The organism is Streptomyces sp. SID5910 (assembly GCF_009862125.1).
GTDB lineage: Bacteria > Actinomycetota > Actinomycetes > Streptomycetales > Streptomycetaceae > Streptomyces.
Map to the genome: position 1 here is coordinate 1 of NZ_WWHX01001001.1, position 2701 is coordinate 2701.

A 2701-nucleotide genomic window follows, 5' to 3' on the forward strand; every position below is an offset into this window, starting at 1 on the left:
CCCCGGTCAGGGCCCCGGCCCCGCCCGCCCCGCCCCGGGCGGCGGGCTCAGCGACGACACCGCGATCCTCACCCCGCAGCGGCCCGCCCCCGAACCGCCGGGCGGCGCCCCCTACGGCAACCCGGACAACGTCTCCGGCAACACCGTCACCAGCGGCATCCCGGTCGTGCCGGGCGACCGCAACACCCCGTTCCCCGGCGGGCCCTCCGACGGGCCGCGCCCGCACACGCCCCCGAAGGCGCCCGAGCCGGCCGCCGCGCCCCCGGCGAGCTCCGCCAAGCCGGCCGCCAAGAAGAAGGGCCGCAAGAAGCTCCCGCTGCTCGTCGGCGGCCTCATCGTCGTCGCCGGCGGTGCCTACGGCGCCGGCCTGCTGATGAATCACTCCGACGTGCCCAAGGGCACCACCGTGCTCGGCGTCGACATCGGCGGCGGCACGCGCGACGACGCCGTCGAGAAGCTGGACGCCGCCCTCGGCGACCGGGTGAACAAGCCGCTGAAGCTCACGGTCGGCGGTGACTCCGTCGCCCTGAAGCCGGACCAGGCCGGGCTCCAGTTCGACACGCAGGCCACGGCCAGCGCGGCGGCGACGAGCGACTACAACCCGGTCTCCGTGATCGGCTCGCTCTTCGGCAACCACCGTGTCGTCGAGCCGCAGATGCCCGTCGACGAGGAGAAGCTGCACGCCGCCCTCCAGGACGCGGCGGGCGGCGCCGGCTCGATGACCGAGGGCACCATCAAGTTCGAGTCCGGCAAGGCCGTCCCGGTGTACGGCAAGGCGGGCCAGAGCATCGACGTCGCCAAGTCGACCGAGTCCGTGGAGAAGGCGTACCGCGCCCAGGTGGAGACCGGCACCGCCACCGCGGTGAACGTGCCGACGACCGGCAGCCGGCCGACGGTCTCGAACGCCGAGGTCGACCGGATGATGAAGGAGTTCGCCGAGCCCGCGATGTCCGGCCTGGTCACGGTCCGGACCGACGCCGCGCACACGGTCTCCTTCAGCCCCGCCAAGTCGCTGTGGAAGTTCCTCGCCGTCAAGCCGCAGAACGGCAAACTGGTCGAGTACTACGACCAGGCCGCCCTGAAGGAGCTGTACGGCGACACCTTCGACGGCGTGCTCATCACCCGCGCCACCGGCCAGAAGACCCCGGTCACCGTCCAGGACGTGATCGGCGCCCTGCGCCCGGCGCTGAAGAGCACCACCAACCGCGTCGCGGTCATCGACACCGACCCCAGCTGACGCGCGCCCGCACGACGAGGGGGGCATCCGGCAGACGCCGGGTGCCCCCTCGCCGTACCCGGGGCGAGGGCCGGCGCCGTATGACATCTGTCATCCGGCACTCGGGACCGCCGACACTGCCGCGCACCCTGCCGCGGCGGCCACGATGACTGTCATGACGACAGAGGTGGTCGGGTTCGACCAGGTGACCAAGAACTACGGCGACGTCCGCGCCGTCGACGGACTGACACTCACCCTGCGCCCCGGGGAGACCGTGGCCCTGCTGGGCCCGAACGGGGCCGGCAAGTCGACCACGCTCGACCTGCTGCTCGGCCTCAAGCAGCCCGACACCGGCACCGTCCGGGTCTTCGGCACCGGCCCGCGCGAGGCCATCGTCGCCGGGCGCGTGGGCGCGATGCTCCAGAGCGGCGGGCTGATGGACGAGATCACCGTCGCCGAACTGGTCCGGCTCGCCTGCGCCCTCCACCCCCGGGCCTACCCGGCCGCCGACGTCCTGGCCCGGGCCGGCCTCACGAAGATCGCCGACCGCAAGGTCGACAAGCTCTCCGGCGGTCAGGCCCAGCGCGTCCGCTTCGCCCTCGCCACCGCAGGCGACAGCGACCTGATCGTCCTGGACGAGCCCACCACCGGCATGGACGTCTCCGCCCGCCAGGCCTTCTGGGCCACCATGCGCGCCCAGGCCGACCAGGGCCGCACGGTCCTGTTCGCCACGCACTACCTGGAGGAGGCCGACGCCATCGCCGACCGCGTGCTCGTCCTGCACCGCGGACGGCTCCTCGCCGACGGCACCGCCGCCGAGATCAAGGCCAGGGCCGGCGCCCGCCGGATCTCCTTCGACCTCGACGGCGCGATCGACGAACAGCCGCTGCGCGCCCTGCCGTTCCTGACGTCCCTCACCGTGTCCGGACAGACCGTCCGCATCCAGTCCTCCGACGCCGACGCCACCGTCCACGCCGCGTACGGCCTCGGCCTCTACCCCCGCAACCTCGAAGTCGCCGGCCTCGGACTCGAGCAGGCCTTCGTCGCCATCACCGCCGCCGAGGAGGCCAAGCAGCCGTGAACAGCCTGATCAAGCTGGAACTCACCCGCGCCCTGCGCAACCGCAAGTTCCTGTTCTTCTCGGTGATCTACCCCTCGGCCCTGTTCCTGCTCATCGCGGGCAGCGCCGACGCCACCACCGAGGTCGACGGCACCGGCCTGACCCTGCCGACCTTCTTCATGGTCTCCATGGCCTCCTTCGGCGCCCTGACCGCCGTACTGATGGGCAACAGCGAACGCATCGCCAAGGAGCGCGAGAGCGGCTGGGTACGGCAGTTGCGGCTCACCACGCTCCCGGGCCGCGGCTACGTCCTCGCCAAGACCGCGAGCGCCGCCGTCGTCAGCCTGCCCTCCATCGTCATCGTCTTCCTGGTCGCCGCCGTCGTGAAGGACGTACGCCTGGACGCCTGGCAGTGGCTCAGATCG

General features: G+C 72.4%; 1 protein-coding gene and 2 pseudogenes. All 3 read left to right on the forward strand.

Going from position 1 to position 2701, the window contains the following annotated elements:
• Positions 1-1237: pseudogene (locus tag GTW67_RS35560) on the forward strand (hypothetical protein); the annotation flags it as partial.
• 145 nt (positions 1238-1382) lie between these two features.
• Positions 1383-2297: an ABC transporter ATP-binding protein gene (locus GTW67_RS35565; protein ID WP_161167236.1), complete on the forward strand. Its 915-nt coding sequence runs from the start codon at positions 1383-1385 to the stop codon at positions 2295-2297.
• Positions 2294-2701: pseudogene (locus tag GTW67_RS35570) on the forward strand (ABC transporter permease); the annotation flags it as partial. The gene GTW67_RS35565 and the pseudogene GTW67_RS35570, both read left to right, overlap by 4 nt.

Bases quoted from the DNA above. Each gene is read 5' to 3' on its own strand.
- GTW67_RS35565 (WP_161167236.1), top strand. From the start codon at position 1,383: ATGACTGTCATGACGACAGAGGTGGTCGGGTTCGACCAGGTGACCAAG.